Genomic DNA, 23,486 nt, shown 5'->3' with positions numbered 1-23,486 from the left:
TACAAATTCAAATTTTTATGTCAGAAGCACTTCAATACCAAAAGCAAAAGGAATTATTTGGCCACCCGGTAGGTCTTTATATACTGTTTTTCACCGAAATGTGGGAGCGTTTTTCCTATTATGGAATGCGGGCCATTTTGGTGCTTTATCTTGTGGCCGAAGCCACCAGTGGCAATCCTGGTTTAGGGTGGACCAATGCCGAAGCGCTATCCTTGTATGGCACCTATACTATGTTGGTTTACGTAGCCTCAATTCCCGGGGGATGGATTGCCGATAAATTTTTAGGTCAAAAGCAATCGGTGCTCGTGGGCGGAATTTTACTTGTTTTAGGTCATGGAATACTTTCCGTGGAGGAAATGTGGGCATTTTACACCGGTCTGGGCTTGATTGTTGCTGGAGTTGGTATGCTAAAACCGAACATTTCAACAATGGTTGGGGGTCTTTATAAGCAGGGCGACATTCGAAGGGATAAAGGGTTTACTATTTTCTATATTGGAATAAACATAGGTGCTTTCCTTTCCAGCTTAATCGTGGGTTATGTGGGTGAAGTTTACGGCTGGCACTACGGATTCGGATTAGCCGCAATAGGAATGGCATTAGGATTAATCCAATATTTGGTAGGTCAAAAACATTTGAAATACGTAGGTAATAACACCAATAAATCGATTGATCCGGAAGAGAAAGCTGCGATGAAAAGACCACTGTCTAAAATTGAAAAAGATAGAATGGTCGTGCTTTTCATTTCCTTTATTTTGGTGATTGTGTTTTGGGGTGCTTTTGAACAGGCCGGCGGGTTGATGAATATTTATGCTTCGGAAAAAACCAATAGAATGTTGTTGGGCTGGGAAGTTCCTGCATCGTGGTTCCAATCCTTAAATGCTATGTTTATTATCATTTTCGGAACTGTGGTAGCTGCATATTGGGCGAAACGGAAGCTAAAAGGAAAAATTTCGACTTCCCTTTTCAAAATGTGTTTGGGCTTAATTATTATGGGGATGGGCTTTTTCTTTATGACCGCGGCCGCTGCACAATTTAGCAGTGAAGGTGCTTCGGCTATGTACTGGTTGGTTTTGGCCTATCTCTTCCATACCATTGGGGAGTTATGTCTTTCTCCGGTTGCCCTTTCATACATTACAAAGTTGGCTCCGCTGAAATATGCTTCATTAATGATGGGAGTTTATTTCGCCATGACAGGTTTCGGAAACAAGGTTGCGGGATTATTGGGCGAATCTGCTTCAGATTTGGGAGAATATACCGTATTTACGGGAATTGCGGTATTCTGTGTGGTATTCGGTTTACTTGTTTTATTGATTCGAAAGAAATTGGAAAATCTTACCCATGGTGCCGAGGACAACGAGCGCAATATTGGTGGGGATAATGAGGGATACGAAATAGCAGACCCCAACATCAATAAAGCTTAACATTGTTTACAAAATTCAACAATCCGAGGTATGAATACAGATATTGAAAATTTATTTAAGGACAAGGTACTGGGGCATCCCGCCGGACTTTTTATCCTCTTTTTTACCGAAATGTGGGAACGATTTTCCTTCTACGGTATGCGAATACTTTTAGTGCTTTTCCTAACCGCTCCCCTTTTAAGTGACAACCCAGGTTGGGATTGGCCGCGCGAGCACGCACTCGCTCTTATCGGAACATATGCATCGCTTTTATATTTAACCCCTATTATTGGAGGGTGGATCGCAGATAAAATAACCGGCTACAGAATGGCGGTGGTTATTGGCTGTATTGTTATGACGTTGGGTCACGCATCGATGGCTTTGGAAACCACGGCTTCATTTTACTTGGGTCTCGCACTTTTAGTAATTGGTACAGGTTTCTTTAAGCCGAATATTACTTCCATCATTTCAGAAATGTACAAAGGCAAGGAATCCAAAAAGGATGGAGCTTACACCATTTTCTATATGGGGGTTAATGCCGGCGCTTTCTTCGGAATGATGCTTTGCGGCTATTTGGCTGAAAACTATGGATGGTCGTGGGGCTTTGGCCTTGCGGGTATTTTTATGTTTTTTGGAATGCTTCAGTTTTTGTTGGCGGGTAACCTGTTCGGAAGTATTGGTGCTAAACCGACTAAGGTGCACGAAGTTGAAATTCCCCAAAACATTAATGAAGAAAGACCAGAATTGCGAAGTGACAAAGTGGACGAAGCACCAACAAAATTGAATCCGTTCACGATGTTTGATTATGTACTCATCGTTCTTTCGTCCATTGGCGGCTTACTTTATCTTTTCAATGATCCATTGGAAAAGATTTATAACACTTCCTTAGTTCCTTTTGAAATAGGGGGCATGAGTGGCACAAACATCGTTGTTCTAGCGGCACTGGCCATGTTCCTGATTTTATTGGTAACTCGAATCGCCCGCTATTTGCCAGTTGTGCGTGATAGATTGATAGCTGTTTCGGTTTTTGGTCTTTTCACGGTTTTCTTCTTTGCATTTTTTGAGCAATCCCTTGGGTCAATGACGCTCTTTGCTCAGGATTATACCGATAGAACCTTATCCGGGAATTCGGCTATAATTTTCAAAATTGTTGATACGCTATTAACAACGCTTCCGTTGGTAATTATTTCGTGGGTAATTTATTTATTGATAAAGAAAACGCATCATAGAATAGCAGCGTCGAATGTTGCGTTGATATTGGCTTTTGTCGGTATTTGGGCACTTGTTCTTTTTAGATTATACAATAATTTCAACCAAACTGAATTAGAGATTGAAGCTACGTGGTTCGGAATTTTAAATTCATTCTTTATCATAACCTTGGCGCCGCTTTTCTCACGTTGGTGGGAAAGCAAATACAACCCAAGTGCTGCAATGAAATATGGAATCGGATTAATATTATTGGGTCTCGGTTTCGGAATTTTATCATACGGCGCTTCGGACATTCCTTCCGGGGCAATGACCGCTTCCGTGAGTATGATTTTCCTGATTTTGGCCTATCTGCTACATACCATGGGCGAACTGTGCCTATCGCCATTGGGACTTTCCTATTTAAGTAAATTAGTGCCCGCGCGAATGATCGGGTTTATGTTCGGGGTGTGGTACCTCGCCATTGCCGTGGGCCAAAAGGCCGCAAACACAATGGGCGGTATGATTGATAAAATTTCTGCGGAATATTCCCTCGGTACGTTCTTTTTGATTTTTACGATGATACCGATAGGTGTTGGGGTTATTTCTATTTTGCTGAACCCTGTTCTAAAAAAGTTGATGCACGGCATCCGTTAACATAAAATAAAATCTATATAAATAGCGTTCCCTATTTTGGAACGCTATTTGTTTGATAATTAAAAATTTTTTAAAACCTTATAGATGAAAAATATTTTACTCTTTGCTCTATTATTGGCACTGTTCCCTGCCAAGGCACAGGAAATAAAGTGGCTAACGATGAATGAGGCTATTGCAGCACAAAAAAAGGTGCCCAAGAAAATTTTTATGGACGTTTACACTACTTGGTGCGGGCCCTGCAAGATGCTCGATAAAAATACCTTTAGTGATAAGGAGGTTATTGAATATATAAATGAAAACTATTACGCGGTAAAATTTAATGCGGAGGGAACCGAAGAGGTCGATTATCAGGACTTTGTGTATACAAATCCTAATTATGACCCGGCAAGAAAAGGTAGAAACTCGCAGCATTTGTTTGCCCATGCCCTAAAGGTAACGGCGTATCCAACTGTTGTGTTTTTTGAGGAAGATGGTGATTTAATTCAGGCTGTGCCGGGGTATAGAACTCCACAACAACTTGAAATATTTTTAAAAATGATTCACAGCGATGACTATTTGGAGATAACTACCGCGCAGGCATGGGAGAATTATCAAAAGAACTTTAAATATACATTCTAGAATAGCATTTTCGGTTTCATATTCGGGCTATTCTAGTAGGAAAGCTCCTTGTTTGGCAGTATGGCTAAATGGGAGCTTTTTTGTTTGGCAGGTTTTTTCCCATCGCGCAACATACGTGTGGTAATTACTTCCATCCGCTATTACACGTGTAGGTTTTAAGCTGTCAAGCAGACGGTCTAAGTTCAATTTCGGACTATTTGTTAGCAGTAGTGTATGGATTTTTGTCTGTTTTGGAAAAACTCCTAAACTATCCAAAACGAGAATATTGCTATGATTATACCTGAATAAATTTGGAAGCTCACTTTCAGAATAAGAAGCTACGTTCACCGAACTTATATAGGATTTTACGGGGTAGTTATCTGCAGCATTTTCAATAAATCCTTTTTTGAATATACTTAAATGTTTCCCATTTTTATAACCCACCAAAGTTTGTTTGCTTTTTTGAAAAACTATTAGATGGTTGGATGAGGTGGTGTATTCTTCATAAATAAAAATGGATACAAAGGTTGAAATTACTAGCAATGAGAGAACCAGTCTTTTGTTATTCATATTCTTCAGATAGAGAGCCATAACGAGTATCAACACATAGGCGGTAATTACTTTTAAAGGTGAAAAGCTGATGTTTTTAAAAAGAAATTCATCCTGCACAGCGATCCAATGTATGAACCCATTTAATGTTTCAATCAAAAAATTGTAGGAGGATGCCAAACCATCTGGTAAGATTTCAAAGGTAGCCAGGATTACCACCAAAATTCCCCCAAACATTAAAACTGTCAAGAATGGCAATACCACAATATTTGTTACCAGGAACAGTCCGGGAAATTGGTGAAAATAATATAAGGTTAAGGGTAAGACCCCAATTTGCGCACATATGGTTACAGCTACAATTGACCAAAGTTTGCGAACTATTAGATATCGTGAGTAGCCGATTTTATTAAATATTGGCAACAACCATACAATAAAAAATACGGCCAGATAACTAAGCTGAAATCCAATCTGAAATAACCAAAATGGATTAATGATTAACAGTGCCAAGAATGAAAGAAATAAGGTATTGAGCGAATTAGTTTCCCGGTATAAAAGCTTTGCCCCCGCAAAAAAACTAAACATCGTGACAGCACGGGTAACCGATGGAGACAGCCCAGAAAGTAAGGCAAATCCCCACAAAAGAAGCACAATTATTAGCGTGTAAAAAATAATCCCATATCGACCCCGGGCCAAGGGTTTGAAAAGAAAGGCTAGTATTACATACAAAATTCCAACATGAAGTCCCGATACGGCCAAAATATGAACCGCCCCCGCCGCGGCATATTCCGCATAAAGGTTTTTGTCAATATCTTTCTTTTCGCCTAAAACCAAGGCTTGAATTATGGCACGTTCGTCAATTTTTAAATTTGTTTTTTTCAGTTTTGCAACAATTGAAGCGCGTAATTGTTGGGCAGTTCCCAAAATGGTATGCGAACCTTTTTTGGTGTCAATAATTTCGTGAATCGAAATTCTCACTTGCCCATGCACTCCCAGTGACGCCATATATTTGGAATAATCAAATTGATATGGATTCAAAGGTTTGGGAATTTCGCTCAGCGAGGTGTAAACCAGTAAAATTTTGTCCGGGGTTATTGTCTCTGATTCAGGTTCTGCGGAAATGTTCAATAGAATTTTTCCCGTGGCAGCATAACCATTCAGTGCCATTACCTCAGCGAAATATTTATAATTGAATTTATCCGGCTTAAGAATTTGGGTTATTTTCAGTTGAAGCAAATCAGCTCTATCTTCCATCATTAAATGCGAAAAATGCGTTGGCTGAAATTTGGGCAGACGCATTTGGTAAGAAAAATAACCAATGGAGAAGAAACAAAGATAGGTTGCAATTCCAAAAAATACTCTTGGGAACAAATGGTTCCTGTCCAGAAACCAGAAGAAAATTACGAGTACAAAAAGCACCAAGAGAAGTGGGAAGATACTAACGGAAATGAGGAAATAATGGGAGGCGAGTATTCCAAGAACAAGGAATAAAGAAAGTTTTACAACGGCGAAATTGATAAATTTCATGCCCCATAGTTTTAAGGTTACACTTAAAATTTACTGGGGAGAATGAAATTAAATTTAGAAAAAATTGATCATAAAACCTAATCTAAATATAAAGCGTTAGATAACCCTTCTTACCTCAACAAAAGCTTTTTTCCAATAATCTTCTTCAAGCGATGAAATGATGACGCCGGCGCGGGTGGTGGAGTGGATGAATTTTACCTCGCCGCGCTTGGCTTCCACTACCAAGCCTACATGGTTTATAATATTTTTGCTGCTAGTTTTGAAGAAAACAAGATCGCCTTCCTCAATATCCTTAAAAGAAATTAATATTCCTTTAGTGGCCATGTCACGAGATATTCTTGGCAATGTAATATTCTCCTTTTGGAACGCCGTAAAAACCAAGCCGGAGCAGTCCATTCCTGCTTCGGTAGTCCCCCCGAATTTGTATCGGGTTCCCTCAAAAGTCTTTGCAAAATCGATGATGTTTTCCCGAATTTCCTTTGGTTTCACATCTTCCGTGTTCTCAATTTTTTCTTTGGAAGAACTTCCTTTTGAGGTTGCTATGTTTTTATTGGGACCAACCCTTCGGGAAGGCTTTCCCTTTGCGGTCTCCTTTCCGATAATGGCCTCCGAAACCTTGCCCGTATTTTTGGTGCTTCCGCAGGAAATTAGAAATAAGGCAAAAAAGAAAAAGGATAAAAATTTTCGCATCGATTGAAAATGGAAGGTTAAAGCTTTAAAAATAGAAAATATTATTTAATTCCCCCTTATTTCGGAGTAGATCAATTTCGCGGTTTTTTCACTTGCGCCACGACCACCTAAGGTTTGTTCCAGCTCGTAGTAGTCCAAAAATATGGTTGCCCTTTTATAGGGTTCCAGAATTTTTGTGAGCTCTTCTTTTAATCGATTTGTATTGAATTCCGTTTGAATCAATTCTGTAACGGTTTCTTTATTTAAAATCAAATTCACCAAGGAAATATAATCCAATTTAATGACGCGTTTCGCGATTTCATAACTGATTCGGCTTCCTTTATAACAAACCACTTGCGGTACTTTAAATAGCGCGGTTTCCAAGGTGGCCGTGCCGGAAGTGACCAAAGCCGCATCGGAAATGCTCAACAGATCGTAAGTTTTGTTTGAAACGAAATACGCATTTTTCGTGCTTGTGAATGTTTCATAAAATGATTTTTCCTGGCTCGGTGCACCGGCAATCACAAACTGATATTCCGAAAAATTTTTTGCCACGGAAATCATTATTTCCAGCATTTTCTTTATTTCCTGCTTTCGGCTGCCAGGAAGTAGTGCAACTATTGGCCGTTCATCCAAGCCATTTTCTTTTTTAAATGTGGCGGGGTCCACTTGTCTTCGATCGTAAATGGCATCAATGAGCGGATGGCCCACAAAGTGCACGGGAAAATTGTGTTTGTTTTCATAAAAATCCTTTTCAAAAGGAAGAATAACGTACATCTCATCAACGTCCCGTTTTATATCTTTTATGCGGCCTTCCTTCCACGCCCAGATTTGTGGCGAAATATAAAAATGATTTTTATAGCCCTTCTTTTTGGCCCATTTCATAATCTGAAAATTGAAGCCGGGATAATCTATAAAAATGATAACATCGGGGTTGAAAATTTCGATGTCTTTTTTGCAGAATTTAATGTTTCTCAGAATGGTGCCAAGATTCATCACCACTTCGGCGAAGCCCATAAATGCTAAATCCCTGTAATGTTTTACCTCAGTTCCGCCGGCAGCTTTCATTAAATCGCCACCCCAAAAACGGAAATCCGCTTCGGCATCCTCCTTTTTTAAGGCCTTCATTAAATTGGCTCCATGCAAATCGCCGGAAGCCTCGCCTGCTATGAGGTAATATTTCATTGATGTTGGTTAAATTATTGCAGATTGCACCCTTCGACTGCGCTCAGGGTGACATAATATTTCGTCTTTTTTCTTTACTCTCTTTTCTTTATTCTATTTTAGTACATTCCGTATCAAAATATCAAAAAATTGCGTCAGTGACATTCCCGCTTCGCGCGCTTGTTTGGGCACGATGCTTTCAACCGACAATCCGGGATTTGTGTTTATTTCCAAAAAATAGGGCTTTCCTTTTTGTATGATGAATTCACTGCGGGTGATGCCTTTCATATTCAACAATCTGTAAATGCGAATGGCTTCTTTTTTTACCATTTCGGTTTCTTCCTCGGAAATTCGCGCCGGAGTTATTTCCTGTGATTTCCCCAAATATTTTGCTTCGTAATCGAAAAAATCGTTTTCTGAAACAATTTCGGTAACGGGCAGCGCGATAATTTTATCGCCATCATTGTACACCCCTACCGAAACTTCAACGCCATGGATTGCGGTTTCAATAATTATTTCAGAATCCTCTGTAAATGCATTTTCGATGGCAGGCATCAATTCGTCCATTTCGTGCACCTTGCTTACGCCAAAGCTGGAGCCTGAACGGTTGGGTTTTACAAAACATGGCAGGCCGGTTTTCTTAACTATTTCTTCCAGATTTATTTCGGAACCTTGATTTACATAAAAAGAATTTGCCGCGCGTACGCCAAAATTTTTCAATACCGAAAGGCAGTCGCGCTTATTGAAACTGAGCGCAGCTTGGTAATAATCGGTACTGGTATGCGGAATGCCCAGCAATTCCCAATAGGCCTGAAGATAACCATCTTCGCCCGGTGTACCGTGGATGGTGTTAAAAACAGCATCAGGCTTTATGGTATCAGCGCCATTGTTGAAACTGAAATCGGCTTTGTTTACGGGATGTTTGGTGCCATTCTTGGAAACGAAATACCAGCCTTCCTCCAAAATGTGGACGGGATACACTTCATATTTATTTCTGTCAAGTGCATCGCAAACAACGCCGCCGCTGTTTATCGAAATCTCGAATTCGCTGGAATAGCCGCCCATGGCAACAGCTATATGTTTCTTTCCCATAACAAATGATTAATATCTGCGTTTACAAAAGTATTAAAAAGGGATGAGGTTTGAGGTATTAGGTAATGGTAAATGGTGGACGCTTGCTGCGGATATAGATCCTCTATTTTTGGAGATGTAAATATTTTAATTGAACGTGATTTCCCAAATATACTAGGCACTAAAAGCACTAATTAAACTTATTTCAGCAAAAGATACTACCTTTGGGCCTTTGTATTTTGAGCATTAACAAAACAAACTTATGACTTTTTTCCAATTCGTGTTTTCAAAGGCATTTCTGAAACAATTGCTCTTGGCTATTGTGGCTTTGCTTGTATTGGCTTTTTTGATTTTGTGGTGGCTGCGCATCAGCACCAATCACAATGAAAGGATTGAAGTGCCAAATTTGGCCAAAATGTCGTTGGATAAAGTAGAGGAGAAGTTGGATGAAATGGACCTTCGCTACGAGATTTTGGATTCGGCAAATTATAATCCGGACTTTCCGAGATTTTCGGTTATCGAGCAAATACCGAAACCCGGAAAATTTGTAAAGGAAAATCGCAAATTATATTTAACGCTAAATCCGTCCGGATATCGCAAAATTGAAGTGCCCGATGTTCTCGGCCGTACGCGCCGCCAAGCTGAGCCTACACTTTTGGCAATGGGCTTCAAAATAGGGAAAATTAGTTACCGTCCGCACATCAGTGACAATGTTTTGGAAATGCGCTTTAAAGGCGAAAAACTTGATCCTGGCACGCCGCTTCAAAAAACGTCGATAATTGATTTGATTGTGGGCGATGAGTCGCAAAACCGAATACAAACGGAGGATTCCCTTATGGAGAATCAGCCGGAAACCCCAATTCTGGAAGAAGGCACCGATGAATTTTAACGAAGAGGAAATAGATGACGCCGGCGGAAGCGATGATCTTTACGAACATTACCGCTTTAAGGCAGACAAGGGGCAGGGAGCGCTACGAGTTGATAAATACTTGATGAACCTTATTGAAAAGGCAACGCGCAACAAAATACAGAAAGCTGCAGCGGCAGGCAATATTCACGTAAATGGAGTTCCCGTAAAATCTAATTATAAAGTTAAGGGCAATGATGTTGTGACAGTTCTTTTTGAGCATCCGCCGTATGAATTTTTGTTGGTGCCCGAGAATATTCCGTTGGACATTGTTTATGAAGATGAGGCAGTTTTGGTTGTAAACAAACCCGCCGGAATGGTAGTGCATCCCGGACACGGAAATTATAGCGGCACACTTATTAACGCCTTGACTTATCATTTTGAGCATCTTCCAAATAACTCAAGTAATCGCCCAGGCTTAGTCCACAGAATAGATAAAGATACCAGTGGTCTTTTGGTTATTGCCAAAACCGAGGAAGCAATGACCCACCTCGCCAAACAGTTTTTTGACAAAAGCACTGAGCGGGAATATGTGGCCTTGGTTTGGGGAAATGTAGAAGAGGAGGAAGGAACTATTGAAGGAAATATTGGGAGACATCCGAAAAACCGACTTCAAAATACCGTTTATGAAAACGACGAAGAGGAAAAAGGAAAGCCAGCGGTTACACATTATAAAGTTTTGGAACGCCTTAGTTACGTTACTTTAGTATCCTGCCGATTGGAAACAGGTCGAACTCATCAAATTCGTGTGCATATGAAATACATAGGCCATACACTTTTTAATGATGAGCGCTACGGCGGCGAAAAAATATTGAAAGGCACCACTTTCAGCAAGTACAAACAGTTTGTTGAAAACTGTTTTAAGGTATTACCACGCCAAGCTTTACACGCGAGAACACTTGGCTTCGTTCATCCAGTAACTAATGAGTTTATGCGCTTTGAATGCCCCATTCCTGATGATATAGAAGGGTGTTTGGACAAGTGGCGAAATTATTCGCAGCATGTAGTTGAATAATTGCCTGGCCGAACGGAGGTCTCCACTGCGCTCGACCGGACAATCAATCTTTCAACAAATTAATTCTTTATCCACTTTGCAGTAGAAGTATGCTCCCCATCAGAAATGGTTACAAAATACAGCCCGCTGTTTAGATGTTTCAGATTATAAGTTGAGGTTGTTTCTAGGTTTTTTTCTTCTGAAAAAACCAACTTACCATCAATGCTGAAAATCTTCACCTTTGCGTTTTGAATTGCGGCAGGGATTGTGAATGTCAAAATGCCTTCAGAAGGGTTAGGGAATATACTTATTATCGAACTGGTCTTGAATTCAGTAATGCTTATAATGTCTTCTATTTCTACAAAACCATCGCGGGTATTGTCACCTTTGTAACCATTCCGTTTGATTCTCTCTGGATTATAGGGCACATTTAGGTTGTAAACATTAACGAAGGTAGAGTCTATCCCTGCGCCAAAGGTTAGGGTGTAACTATTGGCGGTTAGGTCCAACATGCCGTCATTATCCACATCGCCCAAAACGGCACCGTTCAAAAACGTAAAGCCGCGAGGGCGCAGCGGGAAGCCTGCTATTTCGCCGCTTCCATCCATATTATAGGCGTGTATATAACCATAGCCATCAGCATCGGTTAGTACACTTGGAAAAATTATATCCAGTACTTCATCATTGTTCACATCTGCCAGTGAAATTACCCCTTCGGTGCCTCCGTATTTTTCTATTGGGAAATTGGGCAGGTTATTGCCATCGGGGTCTAGACCATAAACCACGGGTAGTTCTTCGCCTTGTGTTCCGCTAGTATTTCTATCTGACATAAAAATTTCGAAAACGCCGTCATTATTCACATCCCAAACGGTGGAAGGAGAGTAGGTCCATTCACTAGTAGCAATTGGCCAACCTGATTTGTAGCTACCATCGTGTTCCATAACATAAAAACCGGCAGCGTTGCCGTGATTGCTTCCTATTATTTCTAGGTCGCCATCGTTATCTAAATCAGCGAGCATGGGTGATTGGTAGGAATAATTCACATTTGGATCAAAAACTGGAAAGTTTGGAAACACCGCACCTTGATTGTCGAAAATATACATCCCAGCACTGGAGGCGGCTATCACTACATCATTATTGCCATCGTTATCAACATCAGCAATTGAAGGCGTAAATGCTGGCGTGGCGGCTACTTCCACTGGCCAATTTGCGTTAATTGGAGTACCGTCCATTTTAATGGCATGCACAAAACCTTGATTGCTGGCTACGCGCTCACCTGTTACAATATCTAAAATTCCGTCGCCATCTATATCAGCCGCGGCAGGGGCATTTATCATCCAATGATCATCAAAGTTTAAAGGCCAACCCGGCAAATCATTGCCCACAGTATCTAACAAATAAACCCGGCCAGCGCTTGGCACGCCACCTGTGTTTAAGATTATTTCGAGGGATCCATCGTTATTTAAATCCACCACTGTTGGAGGTAACAAAATAGTGCCGCTCACGGCCTTTTCCCAGAGAATAGCGCCATCGCCATTTAGGACGTAAAGTGTATTCCAGATTCCATATAGAATTTCCTCAACGCCATCATTGTTAATATCTGCCAGGGTTGTACCGCGACTGTTTTTGAGGTTAGGATGGGCTGGCTCGCCAAAACGCCAGAGCATTTCCAATGTTTGGGACTTTTGATGGTTGGTATAATTTTCAGGAAGTAGAATTGATTCAACTGAAAGGGTACCGTCATTTTTCAGACTAGCTTTTTTGCCTAGAGTTTGTGCCTTTATTGGGGTGGTGATGCCTAAAAGGATTGTGAAAAATACTGTAATTCTTTTTTTCATAAGGTTTGTTTTTGAAGTTCTTCCTATAAAAATATTGATAAATGTTGGCTTATCAAAAAGTTATGCTTTGTCTGGGTGGGAATTGTTTTTGTGTTGTTCGGAATTTGATGGTTTTTTGGAAGCAGAGGGATGGGAATTTATAGTTGAAATGGGGTGGAGGCGCGGTCGTTGTTGCGAGAAGTGCCTGAGGAGCGGAAAAAGAGAGCTATTGTGCTTGGCGTTGTGAAGGGGCGGTTTTACCAGCTATTGGGAGAACGGGTTTATGCTTCGAATGCAAGGGGACTATAGGAATTGCATAGTTTCGTATTAACGGACTCTGGGTTACCATTTTCCGGTTTTTTATTTTTGATTCTTTAGAAATCCGTACGGCTTCCACCTAAGCGGAATATCTATTTCTTTGTACGTTTATGGCGCTTCCCGGTTCCTATTTTATAATTTCATTCAATTTATATCCATACTTTTAACCAATGATAAAGGGCTCAATACATTAGTCCAGACGTTGATGATGAGGGAAGAATTTACACCGAACTAAAATGAAAACTTAAAAAAGAATGGCAATTAGCGCTACTGACATTCCTCCCAATTCACTTTTGAAAGCTGAATTGAACTACGATTATATTGACAGTTTTCAAGGATACTTTAATGACCCTCTTCAAAAAATTGGAATTACTGATATAGGAAAATCTTTTTTTTCGAGTGGACCCAAATGGATAGACGGACTATTCGAATTTAGAAATAAGTTGGTTGGACTATTCGGTTTAAAAACCTCGGGCAAAATAACTAACAGACAAAAAATGCTTGAAGATTTTAAATGTGAGAAGGGGGAACAAATGGGTCTTTTTAAAGTGTTGGATAAAACCAATGGTGAAATTATATTGGGGGAAGATGACAAACATTTGAATTTTCGAATTTCTTTATTAATCGTCAATCAAAATCAAAATACCATTGACAAATTATTAATTATTACCACTGCCGTAAAATTCAACAACTGGTTTGGAAGGCTTTATTTTATTCCTGTTCGGCCATTTCACAAATTGATTGTGCCAGTTATGTTGAAGGGGATTGTTAGGAATGTTGAAAATATGAACTTTGACACAAGGATTAAAGAACTTTAGGTTTTAAGCTATTGGTTTAAGCTAACAACTTCAATTGTTCTTCGAAACTTTAATTCTATCAAGTTAAATAAAATGGTACATGGCTTAGCGGTATGGGTTTTTTCAAGTTTTACTTATTGGCTTTAACGAAATTTTCTATATTGTGACCCGCAAGTACGAAGGGTGGAATTAAAATAAGTTTGATAGTCACCCTCAGAATATTTGCCTTAATCCAATAAAAATAAACTAAACAAAAACAACTATGAACCGAACCAAATCAATCAACTTAATTATGGTATTCCTGTTTATGCTCCTGGCTTTTAATGCTCAGAGCCAATATGGGGTGATAGAAATGAATAATAGCCAACAATTGGATATGGCCACCGACGATCTTATTGTTGAGAAAGATTCCTTGAGGTATTTTAAGGAAAAATGGAAAAGGAAAACATCCATTATGGGTTTTGGCGCCGGAAAGCTAAATCAGGAATATAAAGACAAATCCGATTTGGTGAGTATTAAGGATATTAAGAAAATTCACATCAGCGGTAAATTGATGGTGGGCAATAAGTTAATATACAATTACGTAGGGATTAAATATATTAAGGATAAAAAACGCTATGAAAAATATTATATAGTTGAGGACGGCGAATGCCAGTTACTTGTTAAATCTGGAGACGGAAATGATATTTTTTCAATATTTGTTCAAACCGGCGATGAAGAACCTTTTGAACTTCACCGATCAGGAACCGGAACGGGGCCGAAATATGAGCGAAAGTCAAAAGATTACTTCGCAGCGTGTACGCCTGCCATGGAATTCATAAATAAAAAAGGTTTTGAAAGATCGGATCTTCCAGAGGTTGTTGAGATTTATAATACTAGTTGTATTGATTGATCATTGCCAGTCTCGCAATCAAGAAATCTCAATTTCCATTTTATTCGCGCTTTAATCCTAACAAAAAGTTAAAATTGGTGTTTTCAGTAACCTTTGGCGACTAAAAATGACGAATGATGCTATATTTAACCCGCTGATAATTTAAGTGCAAAAACGCTGTGAATTATCGGTTTTATTACTAATATAAATTCCCTTAATTAATGAAAAAATTTATTCTTTCCCTTTTACTTGCCGCCTTTATTTTGCCTCTTCAGGCCAATGAAGGTATGTGGTTTTTGATGCATATTGAGCGATTGAACTACCGCGATATGCAGAAAATGGGTCTACAACTTACGCCCGAAGAAATTTACAGTATTAACAATGCCAGCCTAAAGGATGCCATTGTGCAATTTAACCGTGGCTGTACTGCCGAAATTATATCAGATAGTGGCTTGGTGCTCACAAACCACCATTGCGGTTATGGACAAATCGCCGAACTTTCCACAGCTGAAAACGATTATTTGACCAACGGATTTTGGGCCGCAAACCGAAGTGAGGAAATAAAGCCGAAAAAACTTAGCGTGCGCTTCTTTGTGAGGATGGACGATGTTTCAAAGAGAATTTTAGAACAGGTGAACGAATCTATGACTGAAGCCGATCGCGAAGCAGCCATTAACCGCGAGATTGCAAAAATTGAACAAGAGAACAGCGAAGGTGGAAAATACACTGTTTCCGTAAAATCATTTTACCAAGGAAACGAATATTACTATTTCGTTTATCAGGATTATAATGACGTGCGCCTTGTGGGAACACCACCGGCCAGCATCGGAAAATTTGGGGGCGATACGGATAACTGGGAATGGCCAAGACATACGGGCGATTTTGCTCTGTTTCGTGTCTATGCAGATAAAGATGGCAACCCGGCGGAATATTCTCCAGACAATGTGCCGCTAAAGCCGAAAAAACATCTTACTACAAGTTTGAAGGGTTTTGAGGAAGGTGATTTCGCAATGATTATGGGATATCCGGGCCGCACCAACCGATGGATGCCAGCCGGCGGAATTGAGCAAAATGTGAAATATGCCTATCCCGCGTGGGTAGAGGCCTCCAAAACGTCGATGGACGTGATGAAGAAATATATGGACAAGGACCAACAGGTGAAACTTGACTATGCTTCCAGTTATGCTTCTATCGCAAACTATTGGAAAAACCGCCAAGGGATGATAGATGCCCTAACTCAACATAAAACTGCCAAAAGTAAAAAAGAGAGTGAAGCGGCCTTTCAAAAATGGGCTTCTAAAAAAGGCAACGAAAAATATGCGGAAGTTATCCCGGTGATCAATAACTACTACAAAAAAACAAATGATATAAGCGCACACAATAATTACCTTGGGCTGTTATTGCGTACGCGAATGGCATCCACCCCATACAGATTGGGCAATGCCATTGCGTATTACCTGGAACAGAATGAAGCAAAACAAGCGGAGCTAAAACCACAACTTGAGGCTGAAATCAATGATCTATATGAGGGGATGTATATTCCCTTAGAAGAAGATGTTTTGGCTACCCAACTGAAGCTATATTCCACAAAGGCTAAGAATATTGCACCGATGATCGGCGAGGCGGCACAGGCAAACAATAAAAATAATGCAGGCTGGAACAACTACATCAATACCGCTTTTGAAAACAGCATTTTTGAGAGCAAAGAGAAACTGCAGAACTTTATGGCAAATCCAAAGGCGGAAGTTATACAGAATGACCCATTGTATAAGCTTTCCACAGATTTAATGAAGCACTACCGTTACGAGAGTGCAGAGGAAAAGCAATTGAACAATGATTTTGAGCGTGCCTACAGATTGATGGTCCAAGGGATGCGACTTCAAAATCCGGACGAAAAATATTATCCCGATGCCAACAGTACCCTTCGCCTTACTTACGGCAAAGTGATAGCCCTGCCGGCAGACAAGCGCAATGATGCCGCGAAAAATTACTACACCACCCTAAAAGGTACCGTAGCAAAATATCAGCCGGGCGATGATGAATTTGATATGCCGAAAGAACTGATAGCACTCTATGAGAACAAAGATTTTGGACAATATGCCGATGCCGATGGATATTTGCCCGTTAACTTTTTGACCGATAATGACATTACCGGCGGAAATTCCGGCTCTCCCGTGTTGAACGGGAAAGGTGAACTTATAGGCTTGGCCTTTGACGGTAACATTGAAGCTATGGCGGGTGATGTTATTTTTGACGACCAATTGCAGCGCACCATTAATGTGGACATTCGCTATGTTTTATTTTTGATAGATAAATTAGCGGGAGCTAGCCATATTATTGAAGAGCTTACGTTATCGAAATAACCGGTAATATTTAAACCGAGTTGTTCAGAATAAAATAGAATGCTTCCGAAATATATTCATTACTTGAGTATATTTCGGAAGTTTTTTTTGGAACTTTTTCCAAACCTTTGCGTTTGTTAAAACCCTGCAAAACCTTATTGGATTTAAATTTTGTTTGATGAATTTTATCGGCTCAAAACCTCCGCAAATTCAATTTTGAATGAAATATATTTTTTTACTGCCCTTGCTATTCCTTTCTTTTATTTCTGGTTTTTCACAAGCGGATGTGGAAGTAGCACAAGAGGATGAATACTCCCAGTTTAAAATAGTTCCCGATTATATTGCCAATCCCACGCCCGAGCGAAAAATTTATTTTGATGCCTATAACAAAACTTTGGAAGATTGGGGAGTGCCCTTTGAAGAACTTTATGTGCCCACCTCTAAAGGTATTGCCCACGTTATTACCAGCGGCCCAAAGAATGGAACGCCAATAATTTTGTTGCATGGCATGTGTGGCAGTTCCACTATGTGGTATTCCCATTCGCGGGAGTTATCGCAGGAATATAGACTTTTTGCCATAGACCTGATTATAGAGCCGGGCAAATCCTATAAAACGGAAAATATCAACAAAATTGACCATATTAATCTTTGGTACGACGAGATTTTTTCGGCCTTAAATTTAAATTCCTTTTACGTTATGGGCCCTTCCCGGGGTGGATGGTTGGCAACAAATTTGGCGCTGAACTCCACCAAGGATATTAAAGGTTTGGTTTTGTTGAGTCCCGTGCAAACATTGATATGGATTCCCATCAGTTGGAAATTGCTAAAAAATACATTCAATATTTTCTACTCTACGGAGCGAGGCATTTCGCGAACAATGGAAACACTCACCAACGATACTTCCAAAATCAATCCCGATTATTTGGAACAATACCGGCAGGGAAGAAAAAATGATTCGGTGAACAAATTTATTCCACAAATGGTGCCCTTCGGCGGGAGAAAGCTACGGTCGCTCAAAATGCCAGTTCTGGTTTTGGTTGGCGATAATGACATGCTCAACAACAAACACTCCATCAAGAGGGCCAAACGGTTATTCCCAGATTTTCACGGAGGTATTGTGGCGAACTCGGGCCATTTCCTGTCGGTGGACCAGGAAGATGAGATCAACAGAAGGATTTTGGAATTCCTGAAATATGCGGAGGCGAAGCACGAGGACTAAAAAATATTTATGTGTTACGGTAGAAAAAATATTATTCAATTTGAAAAAAAATTGGAGAGATTATATCCGTAATTTGAGCGGTCCCATAACAATGGACTGGTTTTATTTTATAATTTTACCCGATACTTTTCCGATTGAAGTGATCAGAAAAAATTTTGAATTTTAGATAACTAAACTAATAAACGTATGGCTTCAGGTATTTTCGCAATTTTGGATGATGTTGCCGCATTGCTGGATGATGTTGCCATGATGAGCAAGGTTGCGGCCAAAAAAACGGCGGGTATTTTAGGGGACGATCTGGCCGTAAATGCCGAAAAAGCTTCGGGATTCGCATCAACGAGAGAAATTCCCGTTTTATGGGCCATAACCAAAGGATCATTATTGAATAAATTGATCATCCTCCCTTTGGCATTTTTGATGAGTGCCTTCTTGCCTTGGGCGGTGACAATAGTTTTAGTGCTCGGAGGCCTGTATTTGGCCTATGAAGGGGCCGAGAAAATTTATGAATTCTTCTTTCCGCATCCAAAGGCCGATGAATCGTTAGTAGCGGAAGGTCTTACCGAAAGTGAAATTTTGGCCATTGAAAAGGAACGGGTAAAATCGGCCATTGTTACGGATTTTATACTTTCATTGGAAATCGTTATCATAGCTTTGGGCACGGTCGTTACACAACCCATTGGCACGCAGATTATGGTGGTTTGCGTAATTGCCCTCCTTGCCACGGTTGGTGTATATGGCATAGTTGCCCTAATTGTTCGTATGGATGAAGCTGGGTTTAAGCTTATAAAACGAAGCAAAAGTGAAAAAAGTTTTTCAAGAATATTAGGCAATATCTTAGTTCAGGCACTTCCGAAGGTAATTAAAAGTCTTAGCGTAATTGGCACCATTGCCTTACTTTTGGTTTCGGGAGGGATATTTGTTCATAATATAGATTTTTTCCATCATTTCCTGCCCCAATTGCCTTCCATGTTAACTGAATTTATTGTCGGACTTATAGTGGGGTTTCTATGTCTGATGATAGTTATGGGCGTTAAGAAAACCTGGAGTTTGATTAAAAAGAAGTAGTGCGAGGAATATTTTAGAAGTAGAATTTTCCCTTCACATTTATGCCGACACTGAAAAAATTGGAAATGCGTGGCTGAATACAGTCAATTTTACGACATTTGAATTATAATTAATGTCCAGTTGAAACAAAGGTTAATTGCTCTGATACTGCTTTTCATTCTGATTGCCCCAGCTGCAACCCTTTATTTTTATATGCAATTTGAAAAATCGGCCATCAAGCGGGAAATAAAATGGAAGATGATTGCGGGACTGGACAAAAAGGAATTGGTTGTTTTAAAGTTTACCAAAACGGAAACTAAAACAAAACTGCGTTGGGAACATTCCAAGGAATTTGAATATGACGGGCAGATGTATGATATTGTTTCCACCGAAATGAAAGGAGATTCCATTTTTTACACATGTTGGTGGGACCATGAGGAAACAAAACTCAACAAGAAACTGAAAAAGCTGGTGGCGTCTGCCTTCGATCAGAACGAGGAAAACCAGCGAAACCAACAGAATTTCCACAATTATTTATGGTCTTTTTTCTGCAATGTGCCGTTTAAATGGCAAGCAAAACAGCCACAACAAATAGTGTTGGTTTGTGAAAATGAAATGCTGGCAACTATATTTGATTCCCTTCAAAACTCGCCACCAACTCCGCCTCCCAAAATAAGTTAACATTCCAATAGATCTAAAATTTTCCTTGCTGCCGCAGAATGGCAGCACGAACTATTGTGCTTTTATGGCACGTTAATTAAATGAAGCAAAAACATGAAAAAAATATTCATTATATGGATATTGTTCGGCTTTATGGGCACAGCCTATAGCCAAACCGTAACCATAACAGAGCAAGGGACCAATGAACCTATTGAATTGGTTACCCTAGCCAATATAAAGACCAATCTTTATGCTACAACAAATGTCAAAGGTCAAGCGGATATTTCCGCCTTTCGAGATGTGGAAAGAATTGAAATTAGGAGTTTGGGCTACAAAACAATTGTAAAAAGTTATGTCGAACTGGAATCCGAAGGCTTCAGTGTTACGCTGGAAACGACTAATTTGAATTTAGAGGAAGTGGTTATTTCGGGTTCGCGCTGGCGACAAAGCAGTGATGATGTGCCCTCAAAAATCATCTCGATTTCCGCAAAGGACGTGGCGCTTCAAAATCCACAAACGGCCGCAGATCTTTTAGGCATTTCGGGAGAAGTTTTTATCCAAAAGAGCCAGCAAGGTGGCGGCAGCCCAATGATACGGGGTTTTGCTACTAGTCGATTGTTATATTCGGTGGATGGGGTGCGTATGAACACTGCTATTTTCCGTTCCGGAAACCTGCAGAATGTTATCAATTTGGATCCCTTCGCCATTGAAAATACCGAGGTGCTTTTTGGTCCCGGCTCCGTTATCTACGGAAGTGATGCCATAGGCGGGGTGATGAGTTTTCAAACCTTGACGCCTCAGTTTTCCTTATCGGAAAAGCCTTTTATTTCCGGCAAGGCCACGGCGCGTTACGCATCTGCCAATAATGAGAAAACAGGCCATTTTGATGTGAATTTGGGTTTTAAGAAATGGGCATTCGTAACAAGTATTAGTTCGTGGGACTATGATAATTTACGGCAAGGTAGCCACGGCCCCGAGGATTATATAAAGGATTATTATGTACAAAGGCAGGATAGTACTGATGTTGTAATAACTCAGGACGACAAGTTATTGCAGATTCCCTCGGCTTATTCGCAAATCAATATGATGCAGAAAATTCGTTTTCAGCCAAACGAAAATTGGGATTTTCAATATGGTTTCCACTTTTCCGAAACCTCACCTTATGGCAGATATGACCGCCATAACAGGGTTAGAAATGGCACCGCGCGCTATGCCGAATGGAGTTATGGCCCACAGATTTGGATGATGAACAATCTGAACATAAACTATATGGCGAACAATAGAGTATTCGATCAAATGAGCCTTCGTTTGGCACATCAATGGTTTGAGGAGAGTAGGATCGATAGGAATTTCAACAAGTCCGAGCGAAATACACAGAGTGAAGAAGTGGGCGCCTATTCCGTAAATCTGGATTTTATGAAAGCTACGGGCGAACGCAACACCTTATTTTACGGTGCTGAATACGTATTGAATGATGTGGATTCCGACGGGGAGTTGACCGATATTACAACAGGAATTTCGAAAGTCGGGCCGGCTCGGTATCCACAATCCAAGTGGCAATCCATGGCGGCCTACGTAACGGATGAATTTAAGGTGGCAGATAATTTCACCTTAAGTGCAGGCGCCAGATATAATTTGGTATTGTTGGATTCAGAATTTGATACTACTTTTTATCCGTTTCCATTTTCGGAAGCCAAACTGAACAACGGCGCATTAACCGGGAGCATTGGTGGAGTTTACCGACCCTCGGACACGTGGGTGATTAGTGCAAATTTGGGGAGTGCTTTTAGAGCGCCCAATGTGGACGATGTAGGCAAGGTTTTCGATTCCGAACCTGGCAATGTGGTGGTCCCGAATCCTGATTTGAAGCCGGAATATGCCTATAATGCCGATCTTGGATTTGCCAAGGTATTCGGTAATATAGTGAAACTGGACGTTACAGGTTATTATACGCATTTAAAGGATGCGATGGTGCGGCGGGATTATACCCTTAATGGACAGGACAGTATTATGTACCAAGGGGAAATGAGTCAAGTGCAGGCCATTCAAAATGCCGCAGTTGCCCATGTATATGGGGTGCAAGCGGGGGTAGAAGTGAAATTGCCACAGGGTTTTGGTTTTTCTACAGACGTTAATTTTCAAAAAGGGGAAGAGGAGCTGGATAACGGCGACACCAGCCCATCTCGCCATGCATCTCCATTTTTCGGGGTTTCGCGATTAAATTATAATGCGAACAAATTAAGCATGGAATTGAATGTAAATTTCCAGGCGAAACGTGATTTTGATGACCTTCCGGAAGAGGAAAAGGACAAAACAGAAATTTATGCTTTGGATGAAAATGGAAATCCCTATGCTCCATCTTGGCACACCTTAAATTTTAAGGCGCTTTATAGATTGACCGATACTTTTGATATTAGTGGGGGTATCGAAAATTTGACGGACCAGCGTTACCGACCTTATAGTTCCGGCTTGTCGGGTGCAGGCAGGAATTTCATCCTTGCTTTGACTGCTCATTTTTAATCATCTGCATTCAAAATAGGGTATTTTTGAAACCGGTGATTACTGTTTAATTTTTTTATTATATTTGAATTGAGCCAATGGCTCATTTCTCCCCACTTAATTTGAAGGAACCCGTGCTGAAAAGTGCGGGTTTTTTATTGGATGTGTTTTAGCTATAAGTTTTAGACGATGGGTTTGCAGCGATGTACAAAATCGAAAAAGGGCCTGTCAAAACATGTTGTTCTGACATTGGCCCCTGTTCTTCATCAAACCAACTATTCAAAAACAAAGACTACACGCGCGATTTGCGTTTTTTCATCTTCTTTTCTTCCAGTTTTTTCATTATTTTTTCCTGTTTCAATGCTTTTGCATCTTTCGAGGAGCTTCTTAGATTTTTTCCTTTTGCCATGATACAATTACTTTAAATTTGAAATTAACACCCCGTTTTCCTTTCCGTAAAAATTCATAAAGCGAGTAGCGAGCCCATATAATGATGCTCAAATTTTGGGTGTAGCTTTAAAAAAAGGAAACCGTTACGGCACACTCGCAGGTGTGCCTTAATTCGGAAAGATGATTTTCAGTTTAAAGTGAGAAAACAAGGGTTTCCGCCACCTAATCTGGTTACGTTTGCTCTTACAGAATATATAAATATTAGGCATTTGGAAACTTTTTGCTTGCCCGGTAAACATAGCCAATTATTGCATCATTAACAAGTCAAAATACCTTTAAAGTCGGGGGGGAGAGTTTTATGGAATAGGAAATGCCGACGAATGAAAATACCTGCTTTACCTTTTCATTTTCCTTGCAGAATAGGATAATCTTTTTGTTGTTTTCCCTTGCTTTTTCTGACGCAATATAAAGCATGTATGCCCCTGCGGCATCAAATTTTTCCAAGGGATCGAGATCTACAATAAGGGTTTGGGTTTTGTCCAAGGCAGCTTCTATTTTAAATTGAACCTCGGACAGGTTTCCGCTGTATAGCCTTCCCTCTAAGCGCAGAAACCGGTCGTTTAAAAAATGATATAAAGCCATGCAAATGTGATTGAAAAATTAAAGGATCACATAGGTTTTGCGTAGGAATTTAAGGGCGATTGTAATTCGGGGAGTTTAATGAAGGTGGAATTTACAAATTATATATACAAATAACACCCTTACTCCTGTGCGAAGATAGCTACCATGGAAGTTTAAGAAGAAAACTTACA

At 40.2% G+C, this 23,486-nt stretch carries 18 protein-coding genes; 12 read left to right on the top strand and 6 right to left on the bottom strand.

Going from position 1 to position 23,486, the window contains the following annotated elements; all coding sequences use genetic code 11:
- Nucleotides 1-17: 17 nt before the first annotated feature.
- From QRD02_RS07755 to QRD02_RS07745, 3 genes are all read left to right on the top strand, one after another.
- Complete coding sequence (locus tag QRD02_RS07755; protein WP_290254372.1) at nucleotides 18-1,421, top strand: peptide MFS transporter; 1,404 nt, start codon at nucleotides 18-20, stop codon at nucleotides 1,419-1,421.
- A 30-nt stretch (nucleotides 1,422-1,451) separates the two neighbouring features.
- Nucleotides 1,452-3,242 carry a peptide MFS transporter gene (locus QRD02_RS07750; RefSeq protein WP_290254371.1) on the top strand — a complete coding sequence of 597 codons (1,791 nt, stop codon included), beginning with the start codon at nucleotides 1,452-1,454 and terminating at the stop codon, nucleotides 3,240-3,242.
- A gap of 84 nt (nucleotides 3,243-3,326) precedes the next feature.
- Entirely contained in the window at nucleotides 3,327-3,860 is a 534-nt protein-coding gene (locus tag QRD02_RS07745; RefSeq protein ID WP_290254370.1) for a thioredoxin family protein, read from the top strand.
- A gap of 27 nt (nucleotides 3,861-3,887) precedes the next feature.
- On the opposite strand, the gene QRD02_RS07740 is transcribed toward QRD02_RS07745, so the two are convergent.
- From QRD02_RS07740 to QRD02_RS07725, 4 genes are all read right to left on the bottom strand, one after another.
- Complete coding sequence (locus tag QRD02_RS07740) at nucleotides 3,888-5,912, bottom strand: ComEC/Rec2 family competence protein (RefSeq protein ID WP_290254369.1); 2,025 nt, start codon at nucleotides 5,910-5,912, stop codon at nucleotides 3,888-3,890.
- Nucleotides 5,913-6,008: 96 nt separating this feature from the next.
- Entirely contained in the window at nucleotides 6,009-6,602 is a 594-nt protein-coding gene (locus QRD02_RS07735) for a C40 family peptidase (RefSeq protein WP_290254368.1), read from the bottom strand.
- 45 nt (nucleotides 6,603-6,647) lie between these two features.
- Entirely contained in the window at nucleotides 6,648-7,766 is a 1,119-nt protein-coding gene (lpxB, locus tag QRD02_RS07730; protein ID WP_290254367.1) for a lipid-A-disaccharide synthase, read from the bottom strand.
- 93 nt (nucleotides 7,767-7,859) lie between these two features.
- The gene (locus QRD02_RS07725; RefSeq protein ID WP_290254366.1) at nucleotides 7,860-8,837 is read right to left on the bottom strand and encodes a D-alanine--D-alanine ligase; all 978 of its coding nucleotides are present in this window, start codon (nucleotides 8,835-8,837) and stop codon (nucleotides 7,860-7,862) included.
- Between the two features lie 241 nt (nucleotides 8,838-9,078).
- Here QRD02_RS07725 and QRD02_RS07720 point away from each other — a divergent pair, with 241 nt between their 5' ends.
- The gene (locus QRD02_RS07720; protein ID WP_290254364.1) at nucleotides 9,079-9,705 is read left to right on the top strand and encodes a PASTA domain-containing protein; all 627 of its coding nucleotides are present in this window, start codon (nucleotides 9,079-9,081) and stop codon (nucleotides 9,703-9,705) included.
- Entirely contained in the window at nucleotides 9,695-10,738 is a 1,044-nt protein-coding gene (locus tag QRD02_RS07715; protein WP_290254363.1) for an RluA family pseudouridine synthase, read from the top strand. Before QRD02_RS07720 ends, QRD02_RS07715 begins: the two co-directional genes overlap by 11 nt.
- Before the next feature lie 59 nt (nucleotides 10,739-10,797).
- Here the strand turns inward: QRD02_RS07715 and QRD02_RS07710 are convergent, their stop codons facing one another.
- A complete protein-coding gene (locus tag QRD02_RS07710) occupies nucleotides 10,798-12,555 on the bottom strand; it encodes a T9SS type A sorting domain-containing protein (RefSeq protein ID WP_290254362.1) in 1,758 nt (585 codons plus the stop codon).
- Nucleotides 12,556-13,106: 551 nt separating this feature from the next.
- On the opposite strand from QRD02_RS07710, the gene QRD02_RS07705 reads away from it, so the two are divergent.
- The 7 genes from QRD02_RS07705 (at nucleotide 13,107) to QRD02_RS07675 (ending at nucleotide 22,305) form a co-directional block, all read left to right on the top strand.
- Entirely contained in the window at nucleotides 13,107-13,670 is a 564-nt protein-coding gene (locus QRD02_RS07705) for a DUF2867 domain-containing protein (protein ID WP_290254361.1), read from the top strand.
- A 241-nt stretch (nucleotides 13,671-13,911) separates the two neighbouring features.
- Complete coding sequence (locus QRD02_RS07700; RefSeq protein ID WP_290254360.1) at nucleotides 13,912-14,541, top strand: hypothetical protein; 630 nt, start codon at nucleotides 13,912-13,914, stop codon at nucleotides 14,539-14,541.
- Between the two features lie 200 nt (nucleotides 14,542-14,741).
- Nucleotides 14,742-16,883 (top strand): S46 family peptidase, encoded by a 2,142-nt coding sequence (locus QRD02_RS07695; RefSeq protein ID WP_290254359.1) that lies wholly within the window; start codon nucleotides 14,742-14,744, stop codon nucleotides 16,881-16,883.
- 199 nt (nucleotides 16,884-17,082) lie between these two features.
- Nucleotides 17,083-18,081: an alpha/beta fold hydrolase gene (locus tag QRD02_RS07690; RefSeq protein ID WP_290254358.1), complete on the top strand. Its 999-nt coding sequence runs from the start codon at nucleotides 17,083-17,085 to the stop codon at nucleotides 18,079-18,081.
- Nucleotides 18,082-18,267: 186 nt separating this feature from the next.
- Nucleotides 18,268-19,146 (top strand): DUF808 domain-containing protein, encoded by an 879-nt coding sequence (locus tag QRD02_RS07685; RefSeq protein WP_290254357.1) that lies wholly within the window; start codon nucleotides 18,268-18,270, stop codon nucleotides 19,144-19,146.
- Nucleotides 19,147-19,266: 120 nt separating this feature from the next.
- Nucleotides 19,267-19,806, top strand: a complete 540-nt coding sequence (locus QRD02_RS07680) for a hypothetical protein (RefSeq protein WP_290254356.1) — start codon at nucleotides 19,267-19,269, stop codon at nucleotides 19,804-19,806.
- A gap of 93 nt (nucleotides 19,807-19,899) precedes the next feature.
- A complete protein-coding gene (locus QRD02_RS07675; protein WP_290254355.1) occupies nucleotides 19,900-22,305 on the top strand; it encodes a TonB-dependent receptor in 2,406 nt (801 codons plus the stop codon).
- 693 nt (nucleotides 22,306-22,998) lie between these two features.
- Here QRD02_RS07675 and QRD02_RS07670 read toward each other — a convergent pair.
- Nucleotides 22,999-23,316 carry an STAS domain-containing protein gene (locus tag QRD02_RS07670; RefSeq protein ID WP_290254354.1) on the bottom strand — a complete coding sequence of 106 codons (318 nt, stop codon included), beginning with the start codon at nucleotides 23,314-23,316 and terminating at the stop codon, nucleotides 22,999-23,001.
- Nucleotides 23,317-23,486 lie beyond the last annotated feature (170 nt).

The sequence above is a fragment of the Aequorivita aurantiaca genome (assembly GCF_030410135.1).
GTDB classification, from domain to species: Bacteria; Bacteroidota; Bacteroidia; order Flavobacteriales; family Flavobacteriaceae; genus Aequorivita; species Aequorivita aurantiaca.
Note: the sequence above shows the minus strand (reverse complement) of the source record. Positions and strands in the feature narration are given on the sequence as shown.

What these genes read in the sequence shown, in the direction of transcription:
- QRD02_RS07755 (WP_290254372.1), top strand. Translation starts at nt 18, where the DNA reads ATGTCAGAAGCACTTCAATACCAAAAGCAAAAGGAATTATTTGGCCAC.
- QRD02_RS07750 (WP_290254371.1), top strand. Translation starts at nt 1,452, where the DNA reads ATGAATACAGATATTGAAAATTTATTTAAGGACAAGGTACTGGGGCAT.
- QRD02_RS07745 (WP_290254370.1), top strand. Translation starts at nt 3,327, where the DNA reads ATGAAAAATATTTTACTCTTTGCTCTATTATTGGCACTGTTCCCTGCC.
- QRD02_RS07740 (WP_290254369.1), bottom strand. Translation starts at nt 5,912, where the DNA reads ATGAAATTTATCAATTTCGCCGTTGTAAAACTTTCTTTATTCCTTGTT.
- QRD02_RS07735 (WP_290254368.1), bottom strand. Translation starts at nt 6,602, where the DNA reads ATGCGAAAATTTTTATCCTTTTTCTTTTTTGCCTTATTTCTAATTTCC.
- lpxB (WP_290254367.1), bottom strand. Translation starts at nt 7,766, where the DNA reads ATGAAATATTACCTCATAGCAGGCGAGGCTTCCGGCGATTTGCATGGA.
- QRD02_RS07725 (WP_290254366.1), bottom strand. Translation starts at nt 8,837, where the DNA reads ATGGGAAAGAAACATATAGCTGTTGCCATGGGCGGCTATTCCAGCGAA.
- QRD02_RS07720 (WP_290254364.1), top strand. Translation starts at nt 9,079, where the DNA reads ATGACTTTTTTCCAATTCGTGTTTTCAAAGGCATTTCTGAAACAATTG.
- QRD02_RS07715 (WP_290254363.1), top strand. Translation starts at nt 9,695, where the DNA reads ATGAATTTTAACGAAGAGGAAATAGATGACGCCGGCGGAAGCGATGAT.
- QRD02_RS07710 (WP_290254362.1), bottom strand. Translation starts at nt 12,555, where the DNA reads ATGAAAAAAAGAATTACAGTATTTTTCACAATCCTTTTAGGCATCACC.
- QRD02_RS07705 (WP_290254361.1), top strand. Translation starts at nt 13,107, where the DNA reads ATGGCAATTAGCGCTACTGACATTCCTCCCAATTCACTTTTGAAAGCT.
- QRD02_RS07700 (WP_290254360.1), top strand. Translation starts at nt 13,912, where the DNA reads ATGAACCGAACCAAATCAATCAACTTAATTATGGTATTCCTGTTTATG.
- QRD02_RS07695 (WP_290254359.1), top strand. Translation starts at nt 14,742, where the DNA reads ATGAAAAAATTTATTCTTTCCCTTTTACTTGCCGCCTTTATTTTGCCT.
- QRD02_RS07690 (WP_290254358.1), top strand. Translation starts at nt 17,083, where the DNA reads ATGAAATATATTTTTTTACTGCCCTTGCTATTCCTTTCTTTTATTTCT.
- QRD02_RS07685 (WP_290254357.1), top strand. Translation starts at nt 18,268, where the DNA reads ATGGCTTCAGGTATTTTCGCAATTTTGGATGATGTTGCCGCATTGCTG.
- QRD02_RS07675 (WP_290254355.1), top strand. Translation starts at nt 19,900, where the DNA reads ATGAAAAAAATATTCATTATATGGATATTGTTCGGCTTTATGGGCACA.
- QRD02_RS07670 (WP_290254354.1), bottom strand. Translation starts at nt 23,316, where the DNA reads ATGGCTTTATATCATTTTTTAAACGACCGGTTTCTGCGCTTAGAGGGA.